This is a genomic window from Superficieibacter sp. (assembly GCF_032071645.1).
Classification (GTDB): Bacteria; Pseudomonadota; Gammaproteobacteria; order Enterobacterales; family Enterobacteriaceae; genus Superficieibacter.
Window position 1 is genome coordinate 649,718 of record NZ_DAMAPU010000001.1, and the last position, 21,524, is coordinate 671,241.

Consider the following 21,524-nt stretch of genomic DNA (forward strand, 5'->3'; position numbering starts at 1 on the left):
AGTAATCAACACGCTCTTTTTTAGATACAAAAAAGCCCCTGTGCGGGGCTTCTTTATTATGCGAGTGACGACGCGGTTACGCCTCTTGCCACCCGGCAAAGACCTCTTTCTGGTCTTTGTTGAGGATCACTTTGTTATCCTCAACCTTATCTACCCAGGATAGCGGGATGTAATGGTGTTTACCGCCGGACTCCGGGTCACTTTTGGCAAGTTTGATTCGGTCCTGATCGTCAAGGTGATCCACAACGCCGACATGACTGCCGCAACTGGCTACAACCTGAGCATGGTTTTTAATTTCGCTTTTATTCGTCATAATGTACCTTCTGTTGGTTGTTATTTATGTAACCTGTTAAAGGGTAGACGATAAAAACAGAGTTGCACGGCATATTAGCATTTTGAAACAAATTGCCAATTCCTGATTTATAGACTATGGATGCACAGACTTCTGGCGGGAAATATATTTCTGTTTCTGGAGGACGTATTTTAATGAAAGTGACATCTTATAAAGAAATAACCATTCATATTATTAAAGCAGGAGAAAATATTCGCCTGTGGCGGGAGGGCAGAAAATGCAGGCGGGTTGCCCCGCCCTGCACCGGTAAACTTACGCCAGAGCGTTAAGTTCGTCGATTAATTCAGGTGACAAAGTCAGCTCGGCGGCGGCCAGATTTTCACGCAGGTGCGCGACCGACCCCGTCCCCGGAATTAACAGGATGTTCTCCGAGCGCTGGAGCAGAAAAGCGAGCGCCAGCTGCATCGGCGTAGCCTGGTGTTGTTTCGCCAGTTCGTTAAGCCGCGTTGACTGAATGGGCGTGAAGCCGCCAAGCGGGAAGAACGGTACGTAGGGAATGCCTTCGGCAGCCAGCGCGTCAATCATCGCATCATCATGGCGATGCACGAGGTTGTAATGATTTTGCACACAGACGATGTTACAGATCTTTTTCGCTTCCTCAATCTGAGTCATCGTCACGTTGCTTAAACCGATATGGCGAATCAGTCCTTCCTGTTGCAGCTCTGCCAGCACGCTCAGGGGGGCTTCAAGCGATCCCTCTTCCGGCGCATGAGTGCCAAACATCAGGCGCAGGTTGATGACTTCTATCTGCTCAATGCCCAGATTGGTGAGGTTACTTTCAACCGCCTGACGCAGCTCTGGCGCAGAGAATGCGGGCAGCCAGTTGGCTTTATCATCGCGGCGCGCGCCGATTTTGCTGACGATCACCAGGTCGTCCGGGTATGGCGCTAACGCTTCACGAATGATTTTGTTAGTCACATACGGACCATAGAAATCGCTGGTATCAATATGATTGACGCCGGAGGCAATCGCTTCGCGCAGCACTTCATGCGCGGCCTCGATGTTTTTCGGCGGCCCAAACACGCCAGGACCGGCTAACTGCATAGCGCCGTAACCGATGCGTTTAACCTGACGATCGCCGAGCTGGTAAGTATCAGAATGTCTGGTGTGCATTATGGTGTGATCCTTATTCATTTGATGAAAACAAACAATAGACTCTTATCCCTGCGCTGATAATACGGCACAATCAGGATAGGGTGTACGAAAAAGCGAACAAATATGAAAAGCGACCTGAATGATTTGAAAGCATTTATTGCCGTGGCGCAGGCAGGCGGGTTTCGCAGCGGGGCGAAAGAATCCGGGGCCAGCGCGTCGGGCTACAGCGAAGCGATCCGGCGACTGGAGATAAAAACGGGCGTCAGGCTTTTGCACCGCACGACCCGCAGCGTCGTGCCGACAGAGGCGGGCCAGTTGCTGTTATCCCGCCTGCTGCCCGCGCTGGGAGAAGTGGAAGCCGCGCTTGATTCGGTTAATCAGTTTCGGGACAAACCGGTCGGTACGTTAAAACTTAACGTGCCGATGAGCGCCGCACGGCTGGTGCTTCCTGCCATTATCCCCGGATTTTTGGCCGCCTACCCCGACGTGCAGCTTGAAATTGTGACCGAAGAGAGTTTTGTCGATATTTTTGCCGCAGGCTGCGACGCCGGGATCCGTTACGATGAGCGGCTGGAGCAGGATATGATCGCCGTTCCGGTTGGCGCAAGGATCCAGCGTTTCGCGCTGGCCGCCTCGCCAGGCTATCTGCAAAAGCATGGCTGTCCAAAGCATCCGCAGGAACTTATGCAGCACGCCTGCATTCGCGGGCGTTTTCCCGGTGGCAATCTGGCGGTGTGGGAGTTCGAAAAAGAGGGAGAGCTATTGCGGATTGATGCCAGCGGCCCGCTGATCGTGCGCATTGGTGGCGCGGTCGATCTGGGCGTGGACGCCGCCGCTGCCGACTGCGGCCTGGTATATCTGTTTGAAGAGTGGTTACAGCCGAGGTTTATCAGCGGAGAGCTGGTGCCAGTGCTGGAAGACTGGTGGCCCGCTTTTTCCGGGCCATTTCTTTATTACTCCGGCAGGCGCTTTGTTCCGGCGAGTTTGCGGGCGTTTATTGATTACATCAAAGCTATTTAAACGCCCGCAGGATATTACGCCGCCGCATTTTTTGACTGCATCGTCAGGTAGCTCGCCCACAGGCTGGCCACCCATTTCACCCCTTTGGCGGTGAAGCGCGCCTGCGAAAAGGTGTGCTGGTTCTCACCCACGCCGGATCTCAGGGTAAAATAACCTGCCTGCGCGTGATGATGATGCGGGGTTAGCGTCCCGCCCACGCGGTACATAATATTGCGCTCGAGCAAAAACTGACGGAATTCCGGCTCTTTTGCCTTAAGCATTTTGCACAGCTGACGAAAGCCCAGGGAATCATCCACCTGTACATAGCGATCAAAAAATTCAGCCTTTGGCACCGAGAGCGCCAGCCGCTGTTCGGCGATCTGGCGCTGCTCGTATTGTTCAGCCCATGCGCGCGCAGCGGTGGCCGGGTTAGTGAAGTCTGGCAGGTTGTCCTTTTTTTCACGCTCCTGCCAGCGATCCAGCGCTTCAGCGGTGAATCCTGGTGAGAGACGTGAAACGGCAAGCAGAGAATCGCGCTTGTTCAGGAAAAACTCCTGATACGTCTCACCTTCCCGCTCATAAAGACTGACCGTCACAGGCTGGGAAAAGCGCTGCGCCGTATCCAGGCCGTTAATAATCCGTTTCACTTCGCCATGAGTTATGCCGGTCAACGTAGCGATTTCACGGCTACTCATCAGGGCAGACTGATCAAGGGAACGTTGGCTATCAAACGTAATCATCATAGGTTCACCACTCACTTACACGTAACAACACCCATGCGGGTAGTTGAAATAGTATACAATGTACTGGTTAAATATCCAGTTCTTTTTTTGAGCGATAAATCAAATATTAAGCAGATGTGTTCCCTGTACCCGTTGAAGAATGGCGAGGATATCGGTGGGATAAATCGTTTCCTGGCTGCGATACAGGGCGTCGCGATCCCACCAGTGAAAGCGTTTAATTACCCGCTGCTCGTTGGCGCTCCACAGTGCGGTGTTAATGTCGTCGCTGGTGACGTTGACCACAAAAAAGCGTTCCACAGCCAGCACCTCTTCCCCACTCGGTAAGCGCATAGAAAATGTTCTCTCTGCCACCGAACGTCCAGGGTCATCAATGCGAATCCCGGTTTCTTCATAAAGCTCGCGAACGGCGGCCTGTTCATAGGTTTCATTATCCTCAACTGCGCCACCTGGCGTTGCCCAGTAAGATTTTCCTGCCAGCGCATCATCAGAATGGGAGAAATGAAACAGCAATATCCGACCAGCGGCATCAGTGACCAGTAAACGCGATGAGGGCCGGGTTCTCATTTTATGCCCTGATAGATGCGGGTTGTTGAGGGCGGAAAAGCAGCCAGTTTTGCCGCCGGACGTATCGGCCTTCTGACCAGTTCGCCCTGGCAGTTCGGGCAGATGTGCCGGAGATAGTTCTGCGCGCACCCGGCGCAAAAAGTGCATTCAAAAGAGCAGATCATCGCTTCCGGCGAATCCGGCGGCAGGTCTTTATTACAGTGTTCACAGCCAGGTCTGAGTTCCAGCATTTTCCCCGCTCCTTTTCAGGTGAGTTGATAATTTTTATCCGGCACCTGCTTAACCGGATATTCCGTTTCGTCATTCATTTGCCGCAGGTCGATTTCCATCGCATTGCAGATGGCATCCAGCGGCAGATCGTTATTTTCCAGACCGAAGGGATCTTCCAGCTCTTCGGCCAGCGCATCGAGAGAGATAAAAGTATAGGAAATGAGCACCGAAATAAATGGCGTCATATAGTGTAAATCCACGACCAGTGCGAACGGCAGCAGGATACAAAACATATATACGGTGCGGTGCAGGATCAGCGTATAGGCAAACGGAATGGGCGTATTGGCGATGCGTTCGCACCCTGCCAGCACCGCCGACATATCATTCAGCCGATTATTGAGGCTGTGAAAAAGGATATCGGACAGCCCGCCATTACGCCGGTGCACCGCCAGCCACTCGCCCATCAGCAAAAGGATGCGGTTTGCCGGGGAATGCGCCGCCAGAACGCCGGGGAGATCGCGCGCAGAAATCAGCGGTGCAAGCGTTTCCTGCTGCGGTAAATGGCGGAGCGTCATGCGTAATGAATGGGCAAAAGCGATTTGCAGACGGACAAATTCTGCTGGCTGAACATCGCCAGGCAGCGTATTTTTGACCTCCCGCAGCAGCGAGCGCGCGGCAATCATCAACTGTCCCCAGAGCTGGCGCGCTTCGACAAATCGGGCATAGCAGGCATTGTTGCGAAAACCGAGAAAGATAGCGATCGCGACGCCCAGAATACTAAAAGGCGCAACGGTTAACTTGATGCCCAGTGACGCATACCAGGGTAACATCAGGATCACCGCGATGGAGAGCAGGAAATTGAGGAGTAGCCTTGAGAATACTTTCGATAACACCGATCCATGCCAGACAAATATGCGGGCGAACCAGTGCTGTTGCGGTCTTATGATCATTTTTTTTAGTGTTGGCAGATGAATAGCCAACAAATTAAACGTGATTGTCATCACACTTTCAAGCTGATACGGGCTTTTATTGCTGGCTGACTTTACAGGGCACAGGGGTTAAGTCTGAATTTAAAAACCTGGCAAATGTATGTTGTAACTAATGAGTATTCTAAAAAACCCGGCCACCGCCGGGTCAGATAATCAGCACAGAGGCTGCACCGCCGCACGCATTCCTTTGGCCAGAATAGCGTCTAAATCCAGCGTAACCTGTTCTGTCAGCCCAGGGATTTGGGTCAAATCCTGCTCCCAGTGATCGCTGGCGCTAAGCACCGCTTTCACCAGTTCAGACGTCGCGATTTGGTGGTCACGATGTTGCGCCCACAGTTGCTGGAAAGATTCCAGCCAGTGCGCGTCATCCTGCACCGGATACGCCACACCCTGCCGTTCACCACGGTAGAATGCAATCAGCGCCGCCAGGGCAAATGTCAGACGGGCCGGGAGCTTGCCGGAAGCTTTCTGACCTGCCAGCAACTGCGGCAGAATACGGGTGCGGTATTTGGTCATTCCGTTAAGCGCAATCGACAGCAACTGATGCTTGATGTACGGGTTACGGAAGCGCCCTGTTACCGCGCTGGCAAAAGATTCCAGTTCATCGCGCGGCAGATCCAGCACCGGGATAATTTCTTCGTAAATCGCTTTCTCAACAAATGCACAAATTTCCGTGTCATTCATTGCCTCGCCTACCGTATCCAGTCCGGCCTGGTAAGCGACCGGGACCAACGCGGTATGCGCGCCGTTAAGGATGGCAACCTTACGCTCTTTATAAGGTTTGATATCGTCAACAACCAGCACGTTGAGCGGCAGTTTATCCAGGCGCAATTCGGCGGTCAGGGATTTCGGTCCCTGGATCACGAACAGATAGAAATGCTCGGCGGTATCCAGGAAGCCGTCTTTGTAGCCCAGTTCAGCTTCAAGCTGTGCCACTTCATCACGCGGATAACCGGTAACAATACGGTCAACGAGGGTGGAACAGAAGCTGTTGGAGGCGTCCAGCCACGCGGTAAATTCCGCAGGTAGCGCCCATTCCTGCGCGTAGCGCAATACCAGTTCACGCAGCGCATCGCCGTTGTAGTCAATCAGTTCGCAAGGAATGATGATCCAGCCTTTATCCGCTGCGCCGTTAAAATGGCTAAAGCGTTCGAACAGCAGACGCGTCAGTTTGGCCGGATAGCTCACCGCCGGGGCATCGTCGAATTTATCCCCGGCGTGATAGCTGATCCCCGCCTCTGTGGTATTCGAGAAGACGAAACGGATGTCCGGGTTGTATGCCAGCTTCAGGAATTCATCATACTGCGCATAAACGCTGATTTCGCGATTGACCGAACGGATCAGGCGCGCGTCGCTCACCGCTTCGCCGTTTTCATTCAGCCCACGGATGATTGTAGTGTACAGGCCATCCTGGGTGCTTAATGAAGGCGGGAAATTGCTTTCGATGGGGCGAACGATAACCACCCCGGCATCCAGGTCCGTATTTTCATTCAGCAGATCGATCTGCCAGTCAATAAATGCGCGCAGGAAGTTGCCCTCACCAAACTGAATGATACGTTCAGGATAGTGCGCACCAGGGAAATCACGACGGTTCAGCGTTTTCACAATAGGGTCCCTTTTGATTCGTCATACAACTCGGAAGAATTGGTCCGATAACTTACCAGACTTTTAAACCAATAAAACCGTGTTTTGATCAAAACGTGACACCATAGTTAAAAAATAATTAGAGAAATTTATAAAACAGGCGGGAGGCAGTCAGGATGCAGTTCGGTATGCGGAATGCACAGGGAGAGTGATGTAGCCATTATTTTTGCTGTTAATGACCACATCAATAAGATTTTAACCCGAGCAGCAAGTCAGTTTTTCCCCCCTTCCTGCTTGTTCTTCATGGTATACATCTTTTGATCCGCCGAGTTCAGCCACTCCTGAAGCGTGGTGTTATCCTGATTAAACTCGCTTACGCCCCAGGAAAACGCCAGCTTCCACGGTTTGCCGGACGTCGCATTAAAGGCTTCCGCCTCTTCAGCAAGATGCTGCATGGCGATCCATGCGCCGTTTTCATCGGTATCCGGGAAGAGAACGGCAAACTCATCGCCGCTGTAGCGCACGGTCAAATCCGTATCGCGGAAAGAGCTTTTAAGCAGCGTGGCCATTGCTTTCAGCGCGGCGTCGCCCTCGCCATGCCCCCAGCGATCGTTAATTTTCTTGAAGCCGTCAAGATCCAGCCAGCCCAGAGTAAGCGGGACGGCACGCCGGGCCGCAGAGCGAATGGCATAGTTCGCCAGATTGTTAAACCCGCGACGATTATATAGCCCGGTCAGTTCATCGGTGGTTGCCGCGTTAATGGCTGCAAACTCGCCTTCCACAATCGCCGCCAGATCTTTAAGCATATCCAGGTCATTGTGGCTGAATGCGCGCGGCTGGCGGTCGACCAGGCAGAATGTCCCTGCGACTGCGCCGTCCGGCAAACGCAGCGGATAACCGGCATAAAAACGGACGTGCGCGTCGCCCTCGACCAGCGGATTATCAGCAAACCGATGGTCCTGAGTGGCATCCTGTACCACCAGCGGCGATTCGCTGGAAATGGCGTGTCCACAAAAAGAAATGTCACGCGGCAGCGTGGAGATCTCAATACCGTCGTGTGATTTGAAAATCAGCATGTCTTCATCCACCAGCGTCACCAGTGCGATGGGAATATCAAACAGCCGCTTTGCAAGACGCGTCAAACGGTCAAAGCGCTGTGGATCGCCAGATTCAAGAATGCCTGACTCATGCAGGGAGGCCAGACGTTGCGGTTCGTTCACAGGGATGGCCGGACTCTTCATTGCCTCTCCTTTTAAGATGAATACTTTAGTCTGTGCCGGGACGGGGTAGACGTCAGTGGGCATAGATACGATTTTTTCCTTCGCGCTTGGCCTGATAGAGGGCGTCGTCAGCGGCTTTGAGCCAGTCTGTCGCAGATGCCATCTCCTGCGTGGCGCGGGCAATGCCAATACTTAAAGTCAGCGTCAAATAACGGTCGGGCAAAACGGTCATTACCGCAACCGCTTCCATGATCCGCCCGGCAATACTTTTCGCATCTTCATACAGGGTATCGGGTAGCAGGATCACAAACTCGTCCCCGCCAAGACGCGCTGGCGTGTCGGATTTACGGGTCGCCACATGCAGAATTTGTGACACTGTCACTAAAAGCGAATCCCCCGACCTTATGACCGTAGCGATCGTTAACCTCTTTAAAGTTATCAATATCAATAAACATCAGAATCGAGCTATGGCTGGCGTGACGTAATTTCACCAGCTCAAATTCAATCCGCTGTTCGAGCAAGCGTCGGTTCGCGATATCCAGCAGCGGGTCCATCATCGCGATCCGCTCCAGTTCCCGGCTATTTTTCCGCAGCTTGCGGGCAATAGAGTCAGTCAGCACGCTCAGCGCAAAAATATAGATGGCGATCAGCGGCAGCGTCGCATACAGCGTTTTACTTGATACGGCGGGATAAAACGGCATCCCCTGCGCCAGCCAGCTAATGGCAAAAACGCTCAGCATCGCCACCGCCGCTTTACGCATCAGGGGAAAGCCACCGGCAGAAAGGCGATCGGACATCAGGATCGTCGCAATGACTACCGACGGCAGCAGGTTCACCGCCATCATGGCGATCCAGAATCCCCCCGCCGCCGCATCAAAAATCAGGTTCTGCTGTTCACATTTTAGCGGCAGCGCGGCTTTTTTTGCCCGCTGCCAGGCGATAAACGGCCAGATAAACGCGTTAGCGGCGAGCAGAAGCAGCAGCCAGAACGGACGTTGCAGTTCAATCAAAACCGAAAGAATGGGGAAAAAACAGAGAAGCGTGCCGAGCGTACGCATCAGATACATACGTCTGACAAATCTGGCTCCGGTAACCCGTTCGTTCTTAATTAACTTGTCAGATTCGTTCATGACACAATTTTCCGCTGCGTATACAGACTTATCTTATTGACGATAAAACCAGGTAGCAAGCGCTTTAGAAATTTCTCAGGAGGCGGATTAACCTCTTTTAAACCATAGCATTTATTCCGCTTAACGAGGCGGATTCATCTGACAAACCAGCCAGTGAAAAATCACCTGCACAATATATTTTTGTTGCTCTTCAGAAAGAGCCTGGTGACGGGAAATATGGTGCCACTTTTCCAGGCAGCCCCGACAGCAGGTTGCCGTCGCGTGCTGGGCAATAAACACCGGGTGTCCGCGCATGGGCGTCTGCTTGCCGTCATTGACGGGTTCGGCAGGGGCCAGACGGCTGGCAACAAAATCTGCCGCGTGGCGCTGGATCACTTCTGCGCCTTTATCGAGACAATACTGGCTTTCTTTCGCGCCCAGTCGAAAACGGGAGCGAAATGAAGACCGTGCCAGACGTGCGAAAAGAGGATTAAGATCGTCCATCAGAATACCGAATGTCCGGGCTGCTGCGTCAGCTTCTCCAGCGCCGCCACGCCCGCAATTGAATTCCCGGCGCTATCCAGTTCCGGGCTCCAGACGGCAATCGCCATTTCATGCGGTACAATCGCCACGATCCCGCCTCCCACCCCGGATTTTGCCGGAAGCCCGACCCGCCAGGCAAATTCGCCGGAACTTTGATACATACCGCTGGTTGCCATCAGCGCATTAACCTGCCGCGATTGCAGGGGAGAAATAACCGGCTGATCCAGATGGGCCGCTCTGCCCCGATCCGCCAGAAACAGAAAGGTTTGCGCCAGCTCTGCGCAGCTCATCTTCAGCGCGCAATAGTGGAAATAATTCTGCAATACGGTCGGCACGTCATTATCAAAATTGCCGAAGGATTTCATCAGCCAGGCAATGGCCGCGTTACGCGCCGAGTGATCGAACTCGGAGCGCGCCACCACGCTGTCATAGGTGATGTCCGGCGCGCCGCTCAGCCTGCGTACAATCTCCAGCATCCGCTGACGCGGCGCACTCAGGCGGCTCTGGAGCATATCGCACACCACCAGCGCGCCCGCGTTAATAAACGGATTGCGCGGCTTTCCCTGCTCCAGCTCGAGCTGCACCAGCGAATTAAACGGCTGCCCGGACGGATCTTTACCGACGCGCTGCCAGATCTCCTCCTCCCGATAATGGTCCATCGCCACAATCAGGCTCAGCACTTTTGAAATCGACTGAATGGAAAAGCGTTCGTGAGCATCTCCGGCAGCAAACTGCTGCCCGTCGACGGTGCTGATGGCGATCCCCAGTTTATGCGGACTGACCGACGCCAGCGCCGGAATGTAATCCGCCACGTTGCCCTGACCGATGAGCGGTCTGACCTCTGTAAGAATGGAATGTAGCAGTTGATGAGTGATGACCTTAGCCACCGGTTACTCCTTGTCGCAGGCCATTTTCGGCCTGCGAGTATAACAGAGCTGAATATGTGACGTCAGGCGGGAAGACGAAAACGGGTGACCGCCAGCGTCAGTTGCTGCGAGTCGTCCTGCAACTGTTGCGAGGCTCTGGATGCGCGATCAACCAGATCGCCGGTTTGCCGCGCCACCTGATTCAGTGCGTGAAGCTGGCGGGTCATCAGATGAATACTTTCACCCTGGCTTAGCGTCGCCGCGGAGATATCGCTAAGCAGAGCGCTGAGCTTGCCCACCAGCCCGGTCACCTGCTGAAGATTATCCTCCAGGCGGTTGACGGCCCGTGAACCGTCTTCAATACCCTGAAGCGAGTGATTAATCAGTTGCTGAATTGTATGCGTGGAATGGCTGCTTTTACGCGCCAGCAGCCCCACCTCTTTCGCCACCACCGCAAAGCCGCGCCCTTGTTCACCGGCGTGCGCGGCCTCAATGGCGGCATTCAGCGCCAGAATATTGGTCTGAAACGCCACGTTATCGATTATGGAGACTATCCCGCGCATTTCCGCCGAGCGGTCGACGATTTCGCGCATTGACTGATTCACCGTTTCCATCATGCGGTCGCCCCCGGCAGCAACCTGCCGCGCCTCATCCGCCCGCTGGCTGGCCTGCTGCGCATAGCCGGTATTACCTTCCACATGCGATTCCAGCGTGCTGATGTGGGTCGTAACCTCATCCAGTTCGCGGGTCTGCTTCACCGACTGCTGATACAGCGCCTGATTCCCCTCTGCCAGCCGATGAATATTTCCCACCATTGAGGCCGTGGCTTCATTCACCTGGATCACCAGCCGCTGAAGCCCGGTCTGCATCTCCCCAATGCTCGCATCCAACTGGCCGATCTCCCGGTTAAACCGACGAACCGGCGGCAACGGCGCGGAGAGATCGCCCGCCGCCAGTTGATTGATATGATTAATCAGCCGACGCAGCGGGACAATCACCCAGCGCGCCATTCCCAGCCAGACCGCAATGGCAATCACCAGCAGCGCCGCCGGGGCAAGCAGAAACAGCATCTGCAACGACGCCAGCCGGGTCATCAGCGCCTGACGCCCCTCCCCGGCCCGCTGCTCGCTGGCCTGCTGGTGGCGGGCATAGCGATCGTTAAAATCCACCTGAAATGCCTGCACCGGCACCGCGAAAAAGGCATCGATGGACTGACTTTTGCCGAGGGCGTCGGCCTGCTCTTTGATGGCCGCGTAAAACATCTGATAGCTGGTAATCAGCGCTTCATCCCGGGGTGGATTAAGCGCCTGCCAGGCAAGCCATGCTTTTTGCGAATGGACCAGCGCACGTTGCGCATCGTCAAGTAACCCGTTCCAGCTTCCTACCGAACCGGTATCGCGATCCTGCATAAACCAGACGCCCGCCCGGTTGAGCAGATCGCTGGCGGTGAGCAAGGCGACCCTGGCTTCATCCACCTTCACCTGCTGCAAATGGGTCTGCTGATTACGCAGTTCATTTTGCCGGGCGTTTTGCAGGGAGAGTGACAGCAGCAAGGAGGAGGAAATTTGCAGTGCGGAAAACAGGCCAATGATGCACAGAATTCCCGCCAGCAAACCAAACTGGCGGGGAGTAATACGCTGTACGACGCGGCGGAAAATTTGCTTTAAGTTCATCATTATCATCTTTATCAATGCGTTACGCGCGAGGATAGGAGATAAAAATGACAATGCCATGACAGCAATATGACAAACGTTCTAGCGGCGATTTTTCCACACCGTCTGCACGTTACAGAACTCATGCAGGCCAAAGTGCGACAGCTCACGGCCAAAACCGCTTTTCTTCACGCCGCCAAACGCCACTCGCGCATCGCTGGCGCTGAAGCCATTGATAAATACCCCGCCACATTCCAGTCGACGGGCAAAATATTCTGCGCTGGCGTCGCTGCCGGTCATCACGGTAGCAGACAAGCCAAATTCGCTGTCGTTAGCCAGCGCCAGGGCATGTTCAGCATCACGCGCCACGGTAATAGCAGCGACCGGGCCGAAAAGTTCCTGGCGAAACGCGGTCATCTCCGGGGTGACGTCACCCAATACCGTCGCCGGATAAAAATTACCCTCGCCCGCGACCTTCTCTCCGCCCAGCAGCAGCGTTGCGCCTTCAGCCAGCGTATCCAGTACCTGCTGATGCAGCTCATCGCGTAAATCAAACCGCGCCATGGGTCCCAGCTCGCTCTCTTCACTTGCCGGATCGCCCATGCGCAGCTTCGCCGCTGCCGCGACAAACTTCGCGGTAAAGGCCGATGCAATGCCTTCTTCAACGATAAAACGTTTCGCCGCCGCGCACACCTGTCCGGTGTTCTGATAACGTCCGGCAACCGCAGCCTGCACCGCCAGCTCCAGGTCGGCGTCATTAAGCACGATAAACGGATCGGACCCGCCCAGCTCAAGCACGCATTTTTTCAGCGCCGCTCCGGCCTGTGCGCCAATCGCTTTCCCGGCGCGAACGCTACCGGTGACGGTTACCGCGGCGATGCGCGGATCGTTTATCGCCTGGCTGACGCCATCGTTGGTCGCGTTCACCCAGCCGAAAACGCCCTCCGGCACGCCCGCTTCGCGGAAAATAGCGTCAATTAGCGCCGCGCAGCCGGAAACATTCGGCGCATGTTTCAGGAGATAACTGTTACCCGCCAACAGGATCGGCACCGCCCCGCGCAGCACCTGCCACAGCGGAAAGTTCCACGGCATCACCGCCAGAATGGCCCCCAGCGGGCGATACTCAATCGTCGCCTGGTTATCAGGCACCAGGGTGGCTTCTGCGGTCAGCATCGCCGGGCCATGTTCAGCATACCAGTCGCACAGTTCGGCAGATTTTTTCACTTCCGCCCGCGCCTGGAGAATCGGCTTGCCCATTTCCCGAACGATCGTCCGGGCCATGTCTTCAGCGTGCAGGCGCAGCACCGATCCCACTTTATGCAGCACCGCCGCCCGTGCGGCGACAGGAAAACGGCTCCACTGGCGAAAGCCCTGTTCCGCCAGGGTGATGGCGCAATCTACCTGCTGCGCCGAAGCCCAGGGTAATGATGAAAGCGGTTGTCCATTCGCCGGGTTGACAGAAACGGCGTCGTTTACTGAGTTCATAGTTTTCTCTCTGGCAGATGTGACGGGAATGCAACCATTCTGCTACACTCCTGTGTTTCTGAAAAATGAATAATCATAAGCATCTTATTCACAAAACGAGAACATCATGGATTTAACCCAGCTTGAGATGTTTAACGCCGTCGCTCGTGCAGGCAGCATCACCCAGGCGGCAGCGCAGGTACATCGCGTGCCGTCCAATCTGACGACGCGCATCCGCCAGTTAGAGGCCGATCTTGGCGTTGAGCTGTTTATCCGCGAATCGCAGCGCTTACGTCTCTCCCCGGCCGGGCACAGTTTTTTGCGCTACAGCGAGCAGATCCTCGCCCTGGTGGAAGAGGCGCGAATGGTCGTCGCCGGCGATGAGCCGCAGGGCTTATTCTCCCTCGGCTCGCTGGAAAGCACCGCCGCCGTGCGCATTCCACCGACGCTGGCCCGCTTTAACCAGCGTTATCCGAAGATCCAGTTCGATCTCGCCACCGGCCCGTCCGGGACGATGATTGACGGCGTGGTGGAAGGACGGCTGAGCGCCGCGTTTGTCGATGGACCGGTGATGCATCCGGCGCTGGAAGGAATGCCGGTGTATGAAGAGGAGATGATGATCGTTGCTCCCGCCGGACACGCGCCTGTCACCCGCGCTCGCGAAGTCAACGGCGCAAATGTGTACGCCTTTCGCGCCAACTGTTCTTACCGCCGCCATTTCGAGAGCTGGTTTAACGCTGACAAGGCCACGCCGGGGCGGATCCATGAGATGGAGTCCTATCACGGTATGCTGGCCTGTGTGATTGCGGGCGCGGGGCTGGCGTTGATCCCGCGCTCAATGCTGGAGAGCCTGCCGGGTTACGATCAGGTCGCCGCGTGGCCGCTGGCGGAAAAATGGCGCTGGCTGACGACCTGGCTGACGTGGCGGCGAGGAGGCAAAACGCGTGCGCTTGATGCGTTTATCGCGCTGCTGAATGAGGAACGGTCATAGGATTAACGTATAGATAGCGCGAATGATTGCGTGAATACCGATCGCAGCAGTAATTTTGTTATTTGCTCTCATGTGAACGGATTAACCATGAACACCAAAGCCCGTAAAGTGATGATTATCGGTTCAGGAAATGTTGGCGCATCTGCTGCTTATGCGCTGCTAAATCAGAATATTTGTGAAGAGCTGATTTTAGTCGATTTGAATCAGCCGCTGGTTGAAGGACACGTACAGGATCTCAGCGATGCCGCCGCCTATATGCCCGGCATGATGACCATATCCTGTCGCGAAGCCCGCGACTGCGCGGATGTCGATATCGCGGTGATCACCGTCTCCGGCGGTCCGCTAAAGCCGGGCCAGACGCGCCTCGACGAACTGAATAACACCGCGAAAATCGTCAAAAATATCATTCCACAAATGATGGCGGGCGGATTTAACGGCATTTTCCTGATCGCCACCAACCCCTGCGACATTATCACCTGGCAGGTATGGACGCTGTCCGGCCTGCCGCGTAATCAGGTCATCGGTACCGGCGTCTGGCTGGACACCACCCGACTGCGCCGTGCCCTCGGGCAGAAACTGGATATTGGCGCGCAAAGCATTGATGCCTTTATTCTCGGTGAACACGGCGACACCCAGTTTCCGGTCTGGTCCCACTCTTCGGTTTACGGCTCGCCGATTGGCGACGTCTGGCAGCGTCGCACCGGCGAAACGCTGGATTATGCGCAGCTAGCGGAAGACGTGCGCACGCAGGGCTTTAAGATTTACGGCGGCAAGGGCTGTACCGAATTCGGCATCGCGGGCACTATTGCCGAGATCTGCCGCAATATTTTCACCGGCAGCCACCGGGCGCTGGCCATCTCCTGCATTCTTGAGGGTGAATACGGCGTGCATAATGTGGCGATCGGCGTTCCCGCCGTGCTGGCGCAAACCGGCGTCCAGCAGGTGATTGAACTGCACCTGGCGGACGACGAGCTGGAAAAATTCCGTCATTCCGCAGCCGTGATCCAGGCGAATATCGCCCGCCTGCCGTAATGGTTCAGTCACGGAAAGCCCGGGGGAATCCGGCTTTCCGGTTTCAACCTGCTGGCGGTTAACTCGTTACACGCCGGTTATTTTCGTATTAAAAAATGTTGAGGCGATCTTAAATTTTTGACGCAGAAAATTGAGATCTGCGTCACAAAATGGTTGTATTTGCAGCAGCGATGGTTTTAAGATCGTCTTCTCTTCTTTTCTCCAACCAACCCAGACTATCTTATGACAACGAATACTGTATCACGCAAGGTCGCGTGGCTTCGTGTGGTCACGCTTGCCATCGCAGCGTTTATTTTTAATACCACCGAATTCGTGCCGGTTGGTTTGCTTTCTGATATTGCGGAAAGCTTTGGCATGGAAACGGCGCAGGTCGGGATCATGCTGACCATTTATGCCTGGGTGGTGGCGCTGATGTCGCTGCCTTTTATGCTGCTGACCAGCCAGGTTGAGCGGCGCAAACTGCTGATCGCCCTGTTCGTGCTGTTTATCGCCAGCCATGTGCTGTCGTTTCTGGCGTGGAATTTCACCACTCTGATTATCAGCCGCATCGGCATTGCCTTTGCGCACGCGGTGTTCTGGTCCATTACCGCCTCGCTGGCGATCCGCCTGGCCCCGGCCGGGAAACGGGCGCAGGCGCTGAGCCTGATTGCCACCGGCACCGCACTGGCGATGGTGCTGGGGATCCCTATCGGCCGGATCGTCGGGCAGTATTTCGGCTGGCGTACCACCTTTTTTGCGATTGGCGTCGGGGCGTTAATTACCCTGCTGTGCCTGATCAAGCTGCTGCCACCACTGCCAAGCGAGCACTCCGGCTCCCTGAAAAGTCTGCCGCTATTGTTCCGCCGTCCGGCGCTGATGAGTATTTATCTGCTGACCGTGGTCGTGGTGACGGCGCACTACACTGCTTACAGCTATATCGAACCTTTTGTTCAGACGGTTGCCGGGCTGAGCGGAAATTACGCCACCGTGCTGCTGCTGATCCTGGGCGGGTCCGGCATCCTCGGCAGCCTGCTGTTCGGTAAGCTTGGCAATCTTCATGCGTCTACCCTGATCGGTAGCGCCATCGGCCTGCTGTTTGTTTGCCTGCTGTTGCTGGTGCCCGCCGCGCGTAATGAAAACCATCTGGCGATCCTCAGCATCTTCTGGGGCGTGGCGATTATGATCATTGGGCTGGGGATGCAGGTAAAAGTGCTGGCGCTGGCCCCGGACGCCACCGACGTGGCGATGTCGCTGTTCTCCGGGATATTTAATATCGGTATTGGCGCGGGCGCGCTGCTAGGCAGCCAGGTCAGCACCCATCTGTCGATGGCTTCCATTGGCTACGTTGGCGCGGTTCCGGCGCTGGCTGCGCTCATCTGGGCTGTGATTATCTTCCGCCGCTGGCCGGTGGCGCTGGAAGAACAGCCGCATTAAGCGAGTTAAGGTGAGTCTGCTGCGGCAGGCTCACCCAATACATCATTCCAGTAAATATTTCAGCGTCATATCAAGACAACGCGAACCCCTCTCCCGCCTTTAATTCCTCTATCAACCCTGCGTCATACAAGGACTTTTCCGTCTTTTTAGCAAATCGTGGCATAAGCTTATTCATTCAGTTGACTTATGTTTGCCTGGGCAATAATATCCTCCGCAACTAAACTACTTGCCGGGGCAACCATTGTGAAAAGTTCAGGGGATCTTTTTAACGAAATCATTCCGCTTGGACGTTTGATCCATATGGTGAACCAGAAAAAAGACCGTCTGCTTAACGAATATCTCTCACCGCAGGACATCACCGCGACGCAGTTCAAGGTGCTTTGTTCCATTCGCTGCGAAGTGTGCGCGACGCCCGTTGAGCTGAAAAAAGTGCTGTCGGTCGATCTGGGTGCCCTGACCCGTATGCTTGACAGGCTGGTCTGTAAAGGCTGGATTGAGCGGCTGCCAAATCCAAATGATAAACGCGGTGTGCTGGTGCGATTAACACCGGAAGGCACCCGCATTTGTGAACAGTGTCATCAGCTTGTCGGGCAGGATCTGCATCAGGAACTCACTAAAAACTTATCGGCAGACGAAGTGGCTACTCTTGAATACCTGCTCAAGAAAGTGCTGCCGTAAACAATAAGAGGTAAGACGATGTCCAGACGTAATACTGACGCCATTACTATTCATAGCATCCTGGACTGGATTGAAGATAACCTCGAGTCCCCTCTGTCGCTGGAGAAAGTGTCAGAGCGCTCAGGCTATTCAAAATGGCACCTGCAAAGAATGTTCAAAAAAGAAACCGGGCACTCGCTGGGGCAGTACATTCGCACCCGCAAGCTGACGGAAATCGCCCAGAAGCTGAAGCAAAGCAATGAGCCTATTTTGTATCTGGCTGAACGCTACGGGTTTGAATCGCAGCAGACCCTGACGCGGACCTTTAAAAACTATTTCGACGTGCCACCGCACAAGTATCGCATTATGGATATGCCTGGCGAGGCACGCTATCTGCAACCGTTAAACCACTGTAATTGTTAATCGCCTGAATAAAGACGTATCGAGGAAATCATGAAACTGCTCGTCTCCGCCACCCTTGCATTAGCGATGCTGGCCTCCGGCCAGAGCTTTGCGGAGCAGTCCCGTCAACCGGCAGAAGGCAGCGCACGCGTTGCGATGGTTATGCCCTCCGTCCATGACGCCTCTCCGTTTGATTTTAATCATATGGGTTCGGGAAGCGATAAATCCGATGAATTAGGCGTGGCCTATTATAATTAGCGCCGCCTCTGATTCGTTTGCCCCGCCTGTGCGGGGCTTTTTTTTACCCCTGAACGATCTTAGCCCGGCGCAGACGCAGGCCGAATACATTGATGTACAGTCCCGCCATAATCAGCGCCGCGCCTGCCAGCTGTAGCATATTCAGCGTCTCACCCAACAGCAGCGCTGCGCTGGCGAGGCCGACCACCGGAACCAGCAGCGACAGCGGCGCAACGCGCCAGGTTTCATATCTCCCAAGCAGCGTCCCCCAGATGCCATACCCGACGATGGTGGCAATAAAAGCCAGGTAAATCAGCGATAAAATTGTCGTGGTATCAATGGCTAACAAACTGTGCCAGATTGTCGCCGGGCCGTCGAGAATCAGTGAGGCAACAAGAAACGGGATAACGGGGATTAATGCGCTCCACACCACCAGCGACATCACCGCCGGACGGCTTTCCAGTTGCATGATTTTCTTGTTGAAGATATTGCCGCACGCCCAGCTGAGCGCCGCCGCCAGCGTCAGCATAAAACCGAGCAGCGCAACGTGTTGCCCGTTCAGACTGGATTCAATCAGCACCAGAACGCCAAATACCGCCAGGGTGATCCCGATCAGCTGCTTGCCCTGCAACCGTTCGCCAAAGGCAAATGCCCCAAGAATGATGGTGAAAAATGCCTGCGCCTGAAGCACCAGAGACGCCAGCCCGGCTGGCATACCAAATTTGATGGCGGAGAAAAGAAACGCAAACTGCCCGAAGCTGATTGTCAGACCATAGCCCAGTAATAAGCGCATCGGGACGTTGGGACGGGCGACAAAAAAAAGCGCGGGAAATGCAACCAGTAAAAAACGTAATCCTGCCAGTAACAGCGGGGGCATATTGTGCAGGCCGACTTTGATGACCACAAAGTTAAGCCCCCAGACCACCACTACCAGCAGCGCCAGTAGCCCATCTTTACGCGTCATACCCTGCCTCTGAAATTGTTAGAATTATGTGAACCATCCCACGTTAGCGGAAAAAATCAGCCTTTAACAGATCATTATTTTTAGTAGGCACTTCTCGTATGGGCACGCACTATACAACCTTCTTATGCCGTGATATTCCTGATAAGACAAAATAATGAAACACAGCACCTCGGGCAGGAAAATGGTCTCTTCAATCAGGCGCTCTATCTACGCGCTTCTGGCATCATCATTACTTTTAACAATTGGTCGCGGTGCGACGCTGCCTTTTATGACGATTTATCTCACACGTCGTTATGCCATGAGCGTGGAGATGATTGGTTATGCGATGACTATCGCATTAACCATTGGGGTGATGTTTAGTCTGGGCTTTGGCATTCTCGCCGATAAATTCGATAAAAAGCGCTATATGCTGATCTCCGTGCTGGTATTCATCTGCGGCTTTGTGGCAATCCCGCTGGTGAATAAAGTGGCGCTGGTGGTATTTTTCTTTGCAATGATTAACTGCGCCTATTCGGTATTTTCGACCGTCATTAAAGCCTGGTTTGCCGATGTATTATCCCCTGTGGAAAAAGCGAAAATATTCTCGCTGAACTACAGCTTTTTAAATATTGGCTGGACGGTCGGCCCGCCGCTGGGCACGCTGTTGGTGATGTACAGCCTTAACTTACCCTTCTGGCTGGCGGCATTCTGTGCCGCATTCCCGCTGATCTTTATTCAGTGTTATGTCCAGCGCGTGGCGGCCAGCAGTGCCAGCGACGAAACCGTGGCGTGGTCGCCTTCAGTGCTGCTGCATGATAAGGCGCTGTTCTGGTTTACGCTCTCTGGCTTGCTGGCCTCCTTTGTCGCCGGATCTTTTGCGTCCTGTATTTCCCAGTACGTGCTGGCGGTGGCCGATAGCGACGTTGCTGAAAATGTTGTCGCCGTCGTGCTGCCGGTCAACGCCGCGCTGGTGGTTACGCTACAGTACGCCATTGGTCGTCGGTTGAACGCAAACAATCTGCGTCCGCTGATGGCGCTGGGTACGGCCTGTTTTGTGCTGGGGCTGGCGGGATTTATGTTTTCCGGTGTAAATCTGATTTTCTGGGGATTATCCGCCGCCGTGTTTACCGTGGGGGAAATTATTTATGCGCCCGGTGAATATATGCTAATTGATAACATCGCCCCGTCCGGCATGAAAGCCAGTTATTTCTCCGCCCAGGCATTAGGCTGGCTGGGTGCAGCGGCAAACCCGTTAGCCACGGGGTTGATATTAACCCACCTGCCCCACTGGTCATTATTTGTGATATTGATGGCCGCAATCGTTCTGGCCTGGCTGATGATTATTCGTGGAATGAATATTAAGCCGTGCAACAGTGCTATTCAGGTTAATTAAGCTTTGCGAGTCGCCTCGCAAGCGGTAAATAAACCCCGCAGACAGGCTGGTCAGACATTATTTCAGGGATATTATGCAGGCGGGTGCTTGAGGCTTTCCGGTCTCAGGCCTTTATCAGAGTTCGGAAAGATAAAAGCCCCAGGAGATATTTCTATCCACCTGAGGCCTACATCCGAACCAGACAACTCGGATGTTAGTCTCTTTTCTGCACGGAGGCAATAACATGCTGACGAAATACGCCCTTGTGGCAATCATCGTGCTGTGTATCACAGTGCTTGGTTTCTCGCTTACGAACCGAGAAAATAGCTAACGCGCGGGGAGCAATCCCCGCGTGCCGGTTGCCGGGTCTGGTCCTCATTGCACCCTTTTATATTGCTACCATGCCTCTGACGCCCTCGTTCTCCATATTGATACCGCGCCCTTGCTGGACAATAGCGCCCCGCGACATTAACAAATAGCTGTCCGCCAGCTCTGCGGCAAAATCATAAAACTGTTCGACCAGCAGAATGGCCATATCGCCCCGGCTGGCTAACTGACGGATCACCGCGCCGATCTCTTTAATCACCGATGGCTGTATACCTTCAGTAGGCTCATCCAGGATCAATAGCTGCGGTCGGCTGGCCAGCGCGCGGCCTATCGCCAGCTGCTGCTGCTGCCCCCCTGATAAATCACCGCCGCGCCGGTGCTTCATCTCTTTGAGTACCGGGAACAGCGCGTAAATATCCTCCGGCACGCTGCGGGCCTCGCGTGCCGGGAAGCGGGACAGCCCCATCAGCAGATTTTCTTCCACCGTCAGGCGGGGGAAGATTTCCCGCCCCTGCGGAACGTAGCCTATGCCCGCCTGTACCCGCTGGTGCGGTTTGCGGGTGGTGATGTGGCGGTCCTGCCAGATCACCGCGCCGCTGCGCGCCGGGATCAGCCCCATCAGACATTTCAGCAACGTGGTTTTGCCCACGCCGTTACGGCCTAACAGACAGGTGATCTCACCCGTTTGCGCGGTAAAACTGACGCCGCGCAAAATGTGGCTGCCACCGTAATATTGATGCAGTTCATTAACCTGTAACAT

Annotated in this window: 23 protein-coding genes and 2 pseudogenes; 10 read left to right on the plus strand and 15 right to left on the minus strand. The window is 54.6% G+C overall.

Annotation, left to right across the window (positions count from 1 at the left end):
* Positions 1-76: 76 nt before the first annotated feature.
* Positions 77-313: a DUF2171 domain-containing protein gene (locus RT197_RS03305; RefSeq protein ID WP_312947158.1), complete on the minus strand. Its 237-nt coding sequence runs from the start codon at positions 311-313 to the stop codon at positions 77-79.
* A gap of 116 nt (positions 314-429) precedes the next feature.
* On the opposite strand from RT197_RS03305, the gene RT197_RS03310 reads away from it, so the two are divergent.
* Positions 430-621 (plus strand): hypothetical protein, encoded by a 192-nt coding sequence (locus RT197_RS03310; protein WP_312947160.1) that lies wholly within the window; start codon positions 430-432, stop codon positions 619-621.
* On the opposite strand, the gene RT197_RS03315 is transcribed toward RT197_RS03310, so the two are convergent.
* Positions 605-1,465: an aldo/keto reductase family oxidoreductase gene (locus tag RT197_RS03315; protein WP_312947161.1), complete on the minus strand. Its 861-nt coding sequence runs from the start codon at positions 1,463-1,465 to the stop codon at positions 605-607. The genes RT197_RS03310 and RT197_RS03315 overlap by 17 nt on opposite strands.
* 105 nt (positions 1,466-1,570) lie before the next feature.
* On the opposite strand from RT197_RS03315, the gene RT197_RS03320 reads away from it, so the two are divergent.
* Positions 1,571-2,467, plus strand: a complete 897-nt coding sequence (locus tag RT197_RS03320) for a LysR family transcriptional regulator (RefSeq protein WP_312947163.1) — start codon at positions 1,571-1,573, stop codon at positions 2,465-2,467.
* Between the two features lie 14 nt (positions 2,468-2,481).
* On the opposite strand, the gene RT197_RS03325 is transcribed toward RT197_RS03320, so the two are convergent.
* From RT197_RS03325 to sad, 11 genes and pseudogenes are all read right to left on the minus strand, one after another.
* The gene (locus tag RT197_RS03325) at positions 2,482-3,189 is read right to left on the minus strand and encodes a phage antirepressor KilAC domain-containing protein (protein WP_312947165.1); all 708 of its coding nucleotides are present in this window, start codon (positions 3,187-3,189) and stop codon (positions 2,482-2,484) included.
* A 99-nt stretch (positions 3,190-3,288) separates the two neighbouring features.
* Positions 3,289-3,753 carry an NUDIX domain-containing protein gene (locus RT197_RS03330; protein ID WP_312947167.1) on the minus strand — a complete coding sequence of 155 codons (465 nt, stop codon included), beginning with the start codon at positions 3,751-3,753 and terminating at the stop codon, positions 3,289-3,291.
* Entirely contained in the window at positions 3,750-3,983 is a 234-nt protein-coding gene (locus RT197_RS03335; protein WP_312947169.1) for a DUF1272 domain-containing protein, read from the minus strand. The genes RT197_RS03330 and RT197_RS03335 overlap by 4 nt, the downstream gene beginning before the upstream one ends.
* 15 nt (positions 3,984-3,998) lie before the next feature.
* Positions 3,999-4,913 carry a bestrophin family protein gene (locus RT197_RS03340; protein ID WP_312947172.1) on the minus strand — a complete coding sequence of 305 codons (915 nt, stop codon included), beginning with the start codon at positions 4,911-4,913 and terminating at the stop codon, positions 3,999-4,001.
* Positions 4,914-5,105: 192 nt separating this feature from the next.
* Complete coding sequence (locus tag RT197_RS03345; RefSeq protein ID WP_312947174.1) at positions 5,106-6,557, minus strand: tagaturonate reductase; 1,452 nt, start codon at positions 6,555-6,557, stop codon at positions 5,106-5,108.
* A gap of 251 nt (positions 6,558-6,808) precedes the next feature.
* Positions 6,809-7,777 carry a sensor domain-containing diguanylate cyclase gene (locus RT197_RS03350; protein ID WP_312947176.1) on the minus strand — a complete coding sequence of 323 codons (969 nt, stop codon included), beginning with the start codon at positions 7,775-7,777 and terminating at the stop codon, positions 6,809-6,811.
* A 52-nt stretch (positions 7,778-7,829) separates the two neighbouring features.
* Positions 7,830-8,823: pseudogene (locus RT197_RS03355) on the minus strand (diguanylate cyclase).
* A gap of 183 nt (positions 8,824-9,006) precedes the next feature.
* Positions 9,007-9,369, minus strand: coding sequence for a DUF4186 domain-containing protein (locus RT197_RS03360; protein WP_312947177.1), 363 nt, complete (start codon positions 9,367-9,369; stop codon positions 9,007-9,009).
* A complete protein-coding gene (gene glsB / locus RT197_RS03365; protein ID WP_312947179.1) occupies positions 9,369-10,295 on the minus strand; it encodes a glutaminase B in 927 nt (308 codons plus the stop codon). The genes RT197_RS03360 and glsB overlap by 1 nt, the downstream gene beginning before the upstream one ends.
* 62 nt (positions 10,296-10,357) lie before the next feature.
* Positions 10,358-11,947, minus strand: a complete 1,590-nt coding sequence (locus RT197_RS03370; protein ID WP_312947181.1) for a methyl-accepting chemotaxis protein — start codon at positions 11,945-11,947, stop codon at positions 10,358-10,360.
* Between the two features lie 81 nt (positions 11,948-12,028).
* Positions 12,029-13,411 carry a succinate-semialdehyde dehydrogenase gene (sad, locus tag RT197_RS03375; RefSeq protein ID WP_312947182.1) on the minus strand — a complete coding sequence of 461 codons (1,383 nt, stop codon included), beginning with the start codon at positions 13,409-13,411 and terminating at the stop codon, positions 12,029-12,031.
* Positions 13,412-13,517: 106 nt separating this feature from the next.
* Here sad and ptrR point away from each other — a divergent pair, with 106 nt between their 5' ends.
* From ptrR to marB, 6 genes are all read left to right on the plus strand, one after another.
* Positions 13,518-14,381, plus strand: coding sequence for a putrescine utilization regulator PtrR (gene ptrR / locus RT197_RS03380; RefSeq protein WP_312947183.1), 864 nt, complete (start codon positions 13,518-13,520; stop codon positions 14,379-14,381).
* 87 nt (positions 14,382-14,468) lie between these two features.
* Positions 14,469-15,413, plus strand: coding sequence for an L-lactate dehydrogenase (locus tag RT197_RS03385; protein WP_312947184.1), 945 nt, complete (start codon positions 14,469-14,471; stop codon positions 15,411-15,413).
* 222 nt (positions 15,414-15,635) lie between these two features.
* A complete protein-coding gene (locus tag RT197_RS03390; protein ID WP_312947185.1) occupies positions 15,636-16,826 on the plus strand; it encodes a sugar transporter in 1,191 nt (396 codons plus the stop codon).
* A 243-nt stretch (positions 16,827-17,069) separates the two neighbouring features.
* Positions 17,070-17,504 (plus strand): multiple antibiotic resistance transcriptional regulator MarR, encoded by a 435-nt coding sequence (marR, locus tag RT197_RS03395; protein ID WP_312947187.1) that lies wholly within the window; start codon positions 17,070-17,072, stop codon positions 17,502-17,504.
* Positions 17,505-17,522: 18 nt separating this feature from the next.
* Positions 17,523-17,906 (plus strand): MDR efflux pump AcrAB transcriptional activator MarA, encoded by a 384-nt coding sequence (gene marA, locus RT197_RS03400; RefSeq protein ID WP_312947189.1) that lies wholly within the window; start codon positions 17,523-17,525, stop codon positions 17,904-17,906.
* Between the two features lie 30 nt (positions 17,907-17,936).
* Positions 17,937-18,143 carry a multiple antibiotic resistance protein MarB gene (gene marB, locus RT197_RS03405; protein ID WP_312947191.1) on the plus strand — a complete coding sequence of 69 codons (207 nt, stop codon included), beginning with the start codon at positions 17,937-17,939 and terminating at the stop codon, positions 18,141-18,143.
* 43 nt (positions 18,144-18,186) lie between these two features.
* On the opposite strand, the gene eamA is transcribed toward marB, so the two are convergent.
* The gene (gene eamA, locus RT197_RS03410; RefSeq protein WP_312947194.1) at positions 18,187-19,086 is read right to left on the minus strand and encodes an O-acetylserine/cysteine exporter; all 900 of its coding nucleotides are present in this window, start codon (positions 19,084-19,086) and stop codon (positions 18,187-18,189) included.
* Positions 19,087-19,267: 181 nt separating this feature from the next.
* On the opposite strand from eamA, the gene ydeE reads away from it, so the two are divergent.
* Together ydeE and RT197_RS03420 are read left to right on the plus strand one after the other, a co-directional pair.
* Positions 19,268-20,458, plus strand: coding sequence for an efflux MFS transporter YdeE (ydeE, locus tag RT197_RS03415; RefSeq protein ID WP_312947577.1), 1,191 nt, complete (start codon positions 19,268-19,270; stop codon positions 20,456-20,458).
* Positions 20,459-20,681: 223 nt separating this feature from the next.
* Positions 20,682-20,747: pseudogene (locus RT197_RS03420) on the plus strand (Hok/Gef family protein); the annotation flags it as partial.
* 78 nt (positions 20,748-20,825) lie between these two features.
* Here RT197_RS03420 and urtE read toward each other — a convergent pair.
* Entirely contained in the window at positions 20,826-21,524 is a 699-nt protein-coding gene (gene urtE / locus RT197_RS03425; protein ID WP_312947197.1) for an urea ABC transporter ATP-binding subunit UrtE, read from the minus strand.

Coding starts and splice junctions, on each gene's coding strand:
- RT197_RS03335 (WP_312947169.1), bottom strand. CDS start 3,983: ATGCTGGAACTCAGACCTGGCTGTGAACACTGTAATAAAGACCTGCCG.
- ydeE (WP_312947577.1), top strand. CDS start 19,268: ATGGTCTCTTCAATCAGGCGCTCTATCTACGCGCTTCTGGCATCATCA.
- RT197_RS03370 (WP_312947181.1), bottom strand. CDS start 11,947: ATGAACTTAAAGCAAATTTTCCGCCGCGTCGTACAGCGTATTACTCCC.
- marA (WP_312947189.1), top strand. CDS start 17,523: ATGTCCAGACGTAATACTGACGCCATTACTATTCATAGCATCCTGGAC.
- RT197_RS03390 (WP_312947185.1), top strand. CDS start 15,636: ATGACAACGAATACTGTATCACGCAAGGTCGCGTGGCTTCGTGTGGTC.
- RT197_RS03385 (WP_312947184.1), top strand. CDS start 14,469: ATGAACACCAAAGCCCGTAAAGTGATGATTATCGGTTCAGGAAATGTT.
- RT197_RS03325 (WP_312947165.1), bottom strand. CDS start 3,189: ATGATGATTACGTTTGATAGCCAACGTTCCCTTGATCAGTCTGCCCTG.
- eamA (WP_312947194.1), bottom strand. CDS start 19,086: ATGACGCGTAAAGATGGGCTACTGGCGCTGCTGGTAGTGGTGGTCTGG.
- RT197_RS03330 (WP_312947167.1), bottom strand. CDS start 3,753: ATGAGAACCCGGCCCTCATCGCGTTTACTGGTCACTGATGCCGCTGGT.
- RT197_RS03305 (WP_312947158.1), bottom strand. CDS start 313: ATGACGAATAAAAGCGAAATTAAAAACCATGCTCAGGTTGTAGCCAGT.
- RT197_RS03340 (WP_312947172.1), bottom strand. CDS start 4,913: ATGATCATAAGACCGCAACAGCACTGGTTCGCCCGCATATTTGTCTGG.
- urtE (WP_312947197.1), bottom strand. CDS start 21,524: ATGTTACAGGTTAATGAACTGCATCAATATTACGGTGGCAGCCACATT.
- RT197_RS03360 (WP_312947177.1), bottom strand. CDS start 9,369: ATGGACGATCTTAATCCTCTTTTCGCACGTCTGGCACGGTCTTCATTT.
- ptrR (WP_312947183.1), top strand. CDS start 13,518: ATGGATTTAACCCAGCTTGAGATGTTTAACGCCGTCGCTCGTGCAGGC.
- RT197_RS03315 (WP_312947161.1), bottom strand. CDS start 1,465: ATGCACACCAGACATTCTGATACTTACCAGCTCGGCGATCGTCAGGTT.
- RT197_RS03310 (WP_312947160.1), top strand. CDS start 430: ATGGATGCACAGACTTCTGGCGGGAAATATATTTCTGTTTCTGGAGGA.
- sad (WP_312947182.1), bottom strand. CDS start 13,411: ATGAACTCAGTAAACGACGCCGTTTCTGTCAACCCGGCGAATGGACAA.
- RT197_RS03320 (WP_312947163.1), top strand. CDS start 1,571: ATGAAAAGCGACCTGAATGATTTGAAAGCATTTATTGCCGTGGCGCAG.
- marB (WP_312947191.1), top strand. CDS start 17,937: ATGAAACTGCTCGTCTCCGCCACCCTTGCATTAGCGATGCTGGCCTCC.
- RT197_RS03350 (WP_312947176.1), bottom strand. CDS start 7,777: ATGAAGAGTCCGGCCATCCCTGTGAACGAACCGCAACGTCTGGCCTCC.